We start from the raw sequence: 5,881 nt of genomic DNA on the forward strand, positions 1-5,881 counted from the left end.
CAGCGCCCACACCCTTTCTCAAAGTACGTTTCGATGTCGGAAATCATTGCTACACCTCACCAATTCTAAACGCCCGTATGCGATGAAGCCGCTAATCACGGCGACCACGCTCCATTAAGTCATTGGACCATAGGTCGATTCTCCGGAGTAGTAATGTAGGGCAGTGAATATCAGCATTTCCGCGGCGATGCAGACTGCAGCAACAGGAGCTAAGAATGCCAAGAGTTTGTAGACCAGCGGGATCGCCATTTGCGACGGCATCGTTTCTAAGACTGAGCTTGAACAACAAAAAGTGCGAGGTAAGCACTCAACTTCCAAATTCCGTTGGATGCTTGGGGCTCTTTGACGTCCATCAGACCGACGCATCGAAAGAACGACTGTTCGTGCAGGCGTTGGGATTCACCGATGCAGGTCTGGGAAGCAGAATTCTCGACAAATCTCCCGGAATCTTTGTCCCCAAATGGCTCGTAGGCGACAGTATGGGTGCCAGCAAACTACAGGAAGCCACATTTGGACGCGATTTCGGACACAAAAGCACGAAACCTGTTCGAGATTTTGGTCCGCGAAAATTCGCGGATGCTGATGGTTTACCTGCGTAGTCTTGTCCGCGATGAGGCGTCGGTGGATGACCTGTTTCAGGAAACGATGGTTGTGGCTTGGCGGCGGCTAGATGAGTGTGATCTTAATCGCCCCTTCGGTCCGTGGCTCAGAGGTATCGCCTCCAAGCTAGTGTTGGCACAGTACCGGAAGCAGAAAACAGCCCCAATCGTGCTGCAGGAGGCCGTTCTCAACGTCGTCGATCGGCATTTTGAAAACATCAATCTGCTGGCGGGTGACACGTGGGACGACAAAGTGGCGGCGTTGCATGCCTGCATCGACGAACTGCCCGAAAAGCAAAAGGGCGTCATCACGGGCAAGTACTTTGACCGTCTGTCGGTCGCTGACGTTGCAGAACGATTCGATATGACGTTGGAAGCGTGCAAGAAACGGATCCAACGTGGTCGCACAATGCTGGCTAAGTGCCTGAAAACGAAGGGGTCTTGTCCACTTCAGAGGTGACATCATGAACGACAGAATCAACGATTTGCTCTCCCGCTGGTTGGACGATGCGGAGGAGTAACCGTCAAGCGAAAACGACACTTCTGCTAGTGAAGCGAGCGAGGTCATTGCCGAATCGCTGCTGATCCATGGACTACTGACTGATATCGGTAGCCGCGACGAGGCGCAGGACGCCGATAGAGTTAACGCCGTCATGCAGCGGATTGATTCAGAGTCTGCGAGCATTGCACCACCGCATGAACGGCACGGACGTCGCCGATTTGCGATTCTGACGTCCGCGTTGACGATGGCTGCCGCAGTGATGGTGATGATCGCTGTGTTCGGTCCCCATCAAAGCGTTTCTGCGGCGATGGCTTCCCTTGAGAAAGTGGTTGAAGCCGCCGCCAAGCCACTAGATCGTACCTATGCGGTTAGCGTCGTTGAGGAATACTCGCGTGACAAGCGTCCGCGAAAGTTGTCTCAGGAAGCTTGGGGTCGCGAAGCAGAAGAGCAAATTGACGGGGCGACATTGTATGTTCGTGGAGCCAATCAATACGTAATGACGGTGATGCTAAATACCGGAGAGAAGCGGACGTCGAGTTACGATGGACAGCAAAGCTGGGCGATGCGTGAAAACGGACCGGTCCACACCAGCACAGACCTTAATCGTTTTCGTGGCGGACTGCCGGGCGGGCAGCAGGACATCCCGTTTCTCAACATTCACGCTCACTTGTCGCAGTTGCGGACCGGTTACCAAATCGAATTGGGCGACGAACGTGCAGACGCAATCGATGGAACGGCTCTTTCGCAGTTGATTGGCGTTCGTAAGTCGCGTGATGTGCGAGGCCCCAAACGGGTTGAGATTTGGTTTGATTCTGACAACGGCACGGTTTACAGGATGCTACTCGATGGACTTCCGCGTGGCGGAGGTGGCCCGAAGAGTGTGATGTTGGAACTGATTGACCAGTCTGACTTGGCTTCCCAATTCTTTTCTCATGAATCACATCACGAATCCGGACGGAGAGTCGTAAGTGAATAGCATTTGGTACGTAAGTCTCCACTCAGCATGTATGTTTCTGCGACCCATCGGTTTGGTTGTCAGGAGTTCTGTCATTGCCATCGCGTTGATGTTGCTCGCTTCAGGCAACGCGGTCGCACAAAACGGGAAACAGCGTGGAGGAGCCGGCAGCCGACTCGGCGGATACACGTCGCCACCAGCGGTGAACAATGTGCCCGACCACCCCTTCAATATTGTCGTCGGACGACTAACTGACTGCAGCGGCACTGTTCGCGTGCTGGTGCATAGTGACGTGACCGCTCATCTGGACTACAGCGATCAGTCGGGCAAGCTTTCTAAGCAGACGAAAGCTCAGGATCTACGGGCTGGGCAGCCTTTCGACTTTGTCATCGATTCGCTCGACAAGGACACTCGCTACTTCTATCGGCTCGTATACAAGGACGACGACGAAACGTTGCAGAGTGACGAGTACACGTTTCACACGCAGCGATCTCCGGACAGTTCTTTTGAATTTACTGTGCAGGCGGATTCGCACTTGGATGAGAACACCAGCGGCGAAGTTTATTTGCAAACGCTAGAAAATGCGTTGGCCGATCAGCCAGACTTCCATTTCGCGCTCGGTGATACGTTCATGACGGGCAAGTATGTAAAGCCTGAACTTTCACAGCCGCAATACCTTGCACAGCGGTACTACCTTGGTCACTTATGTCATTCCGCTGCGTTGTACTTTGCCTTGGGAAACCATGACGGCGAATCCGGCAACCGCGGCTCGAACGTTTGGGCCACAACGACTCGCAAACGCTTTCTGCCAAATCCTTTTCCGAACGAATTCTTTTCTGGGAACGAGCATCGTGAGGCCGAAGTAGAGCTGCCTGAAAACTACTACGAATTCGAGTGGGGCAACTGTCAATTCATTGTGCTCGATCCGTTTCGTCATACGACCGTGCGGAACCGAGGCGGACAAGTCGATAACTGGAACTGGACGTTGGGCGAACATCAGTACCAGTGGCTCAAGAAATCTCTCCAGCGGAGTGATGCCCCATTGCGATTTGTTTTCCTTCACCACTTGGTTGGCGGCAGCGATCGGAACAACCGAGGCGGGCTCGAAGCAGCGCCGTTGTGGGAGTGGGGTGGGAAGAACGAAGCCGGCGAAGACGAATTCAAGCAGAAGCGACCGAATTGGTCGAAACCCATTCACCAACTATTGGTTGATCATGGAGTCGACGTTGTCTTTCACGGCCACGACCACATGTTTATCAAGCAAGACCTCGACGGCATCGTCTATCAACTCGTGCCGCAGCCAGGCCATCCACGCTCCGGTACAAAGAGTGCGCAAGACTACGGTTATCTCAGCGGTGATATCCAAGGCAGCAGCGGGCATGTCCGTGTTCGCGTCGACGGAGATTCCGCTCGCGTGGATTACGTCCGAACGTATCTTCCGGCAGCTGAACGTGGGCGGAATCGCAACGGCGATGTGACCTACTCGTACATGCTGTCCAACAACAAAGATCGGGGTCGCGGAGCGATCCCCGTGAAACAAGACAAAACACGGATTGGAACCCCAACGGGATTCGACAACGGTCACTCCCAAACGTACCGCTCGTCGATCTCAACACTAGACCACCAACAATAATCGCCGGGCATTTTTGGATACTGCAGACACCGGCAAGATACACATGCATCCGTTCACGCGATCCTGCTTCCCGTGGGATACGGTTGCCGAGTCCTTGTCGAAAACACAATGTGAACTTAGTCCTGAACGAGAGATTGACTGATGAAGAATGTTCCTGTCAAAGTATGGTGTGAGGCGGGAATTATAGACCGCAAAGCCGTCCAACAAAAAAACACGGTGCCGCGTGGTGCAAACCGCCTCGACCACCGAGCGGCCGCCGGTGTAGGTGTCGGCGATTGTCCAACCCCGCTGGGGTTGATGTCGACCATTGTATCTTTACCCGGGGTGCGCTGCGCGACTCCGAGCTATGTTGTGAAACACCTTCGGCGTTGGTGCTTGAGCGTTACGGTCTACTTGGTCGCAGCTGGATTACAGTCAAGTATTGCCTATGCTCACGACGGCCATTCACACGCACCGTCAACCGAAACGAAGAAGAAAATAGTTCAACTCAACACCGAGCCGCCGAAACATCAATTCGTTGTTTTCCAAGACACGGCGGAAACAGTCTCTCCCGAATTGGCCAAAGTGTTTGAGCCTTTCGCCACGTCAGTCAACGTTCGATTTGACAAGAACTATCTGTTCGTGGAATCCAACGGAATGCCGGATCATCCGATGATGATTGGCATCACGGCATGGCAACAACAAGTGCCGTTGCCGCAACCGTACACCGGCGACAATGCGTATCGGATTCCGTTGCACTCGGTGCCGGCAAAGAATCCGATGTCAACGAAAGAGCATTTCTTTCGAGGGGCGATTGCGGTTGCAGCCAACGGCATACCGATCTTCAATCCGATCAAGAACGATGGGAAGAGCGATACGTTGAAAGCAGGTGAACTTGACCGGTGGGGTGGGCACTGTGGTCGAGCCGACGACTACCACTATCATATCGCTCCGGTTCATCTGGAGAAGATCGTTGGAGCGGGCAATCCCGTGGCCGTCGCTTTGGATGGCTATCCGATCTACGGCTACAACGACCCCAACGGCAAGCCTCCGGCGGATCTCGATTGGCTGAATGGCCACGAAGGGGCCGACGGAAAGTACCACTATCACGCAACGAGGACGTATCCCTATTTGAATGGTGGCTTTTATGGCGAGGTCGTCGAACGTGATGGGCAGATTGATCCGCAGCCAAGGGCTCGGCCTTTGCGACCATCACTGACAGGACTCAAGGGTGCCAAGATCAACGGTTTTGAAAACCCAAAACCAGGTAGTTATATCGTGCTCTACGACGTCAACGGCGTTAAACGGTCAATCAAATACACAGTCGCCGATGACGGTTCAGCAACATTCAACTTTGTTTCGCAGCAAGGTACGACGACCGAAACCTATACACCACGCCAGCAGGATGGTGGAGACGGAGAAGGTGGTCGGCCGAAAGAACGTGGAGGTCAGCGTCGTGGCGGAGAGCAAGGTCAAGGCGGGGGACAGCGTCAGGGTGGTAGTCAAGGACAAGATGGCGGTCAGCGACAGGGCGGAGGTGGCAAGCTCGTTCTTCGAGCACTTGATGCCAACGGTGACGGCGTCCTCGACAAAGCGGAGATACAGAAGGCGGCAGCCGCTCTTCTAGCACTGGACAAAAACAATGATGGACAAATCTCCGGCGAAGAACTTCGTGGCACCGGAGGCGGACGCGGACAAGGGAATCGTGCCCAAGGCGATCGTCCGCCGGAGAATCGACAGGGGCGAGGTGGCCCGCAAGGCAACGGTCGACAAAGTCAGACTGACGGTCCACGCGGTCCCCAGCCCGGCGATGGGCCGCGTCAACCGTGGATTCTTGTACACGCCGATGAGATCGACCTTGATAGTGATAAAATTATCAGTCACAACGAAATCGTCGGCGAAGCGACCAAAGCGTTCGCTGGCTACGACATCAACAACGATGGCAAGCTGAGCGAATCGGAATTGAACGTGCGTGGCGGATCGCGCAGTGCAATGGGCGGCTTCTTGACAGGGCATTCCAAGGAAATCGATCGCGATGGTGACGGCATTTTGACTCGAACCGAAGCCGTCGGAAACGCAGAGCGAATGTTTGCCAAGATGGACGCCAACCGTGACGGAAAAATCACGCCGGAAGAAATGGAGGCTTCACGGCGAAAGCAATGAAGCCGCTAAGCCCATTGCTAATCCCGCTGAATTCAAAAGGTGTCAGGACT

At 54.3% G+C, this 5,881-nt stretch carries 4 protein-coding genes; all 4 read left to right on the forward strand.

The genetic code is table 11. The features are described 5' to 3' along the window. The first annotated feature begins 510 nt into the window (after positions 1-510). The 4 genes from RMSM_RS03345 (at position 511) to RMSM_RS03360 (ending at position 5,831) form a co-directional block, all read left to right on the forward strand. Entirely contained in the window at positions 511-1,059 is a 549-nt protein-coding gene (locus tag RMSM_RS03345; RefSeq protein ID WP_236621986.1) for an RNA polymerase sigma factor, read from the forward strand. 193 nt (positions 1,060-1,252) lie between these two features. Beyond that, positions 1,253-2,077, forward strand: a complete 825-nt coding sequence (locus RMSM_RS03350) for a hypothetical protein (RefSeq protein ID WP_008691550.1) — start codon at positions 1,253-1,255, stop codon at positions 2,075-2,077. 88 nt (positions 2,078-2,165) lie between these two features. After that, on the forward strand, positions 2,166-3,689 hold the full coding sequence (locus RMSM_RS03355) for a purple acid phosphatase family protein (RefSeq protein ID WP_236621987.1): 1,524 nt from the start codon (positions 2,166-2,168) through the stop codon (positions 3,687-3,689). A gap of 141 nt (positions 3,690-3,830) precedes the next feature. Continuing rightward, positions 3,831-5,831 (forward strand): YHYH protein, encoded by a 2,001-nt coding sequence (locus RMSM_RS03360; RefSeq protein ID WP_236621988.1) that lies wholly within the window; start codon positions 3,831-3,833, stop codon positions 5,829-5,831. The last annotated feature ends 50 nt before the right edge of the window (positions 5,832-5,881 follow it).

The sequence above is a fragment of the Rhodopirellula maiorica SM1 genome (assembly GCF_000346295.1).
Lineage (GTDB): Bacteria > Planctomycetota > Planctomycetia > Pirellulales > Pirellulaceae > Novipirellula > Novipirellula maiorica.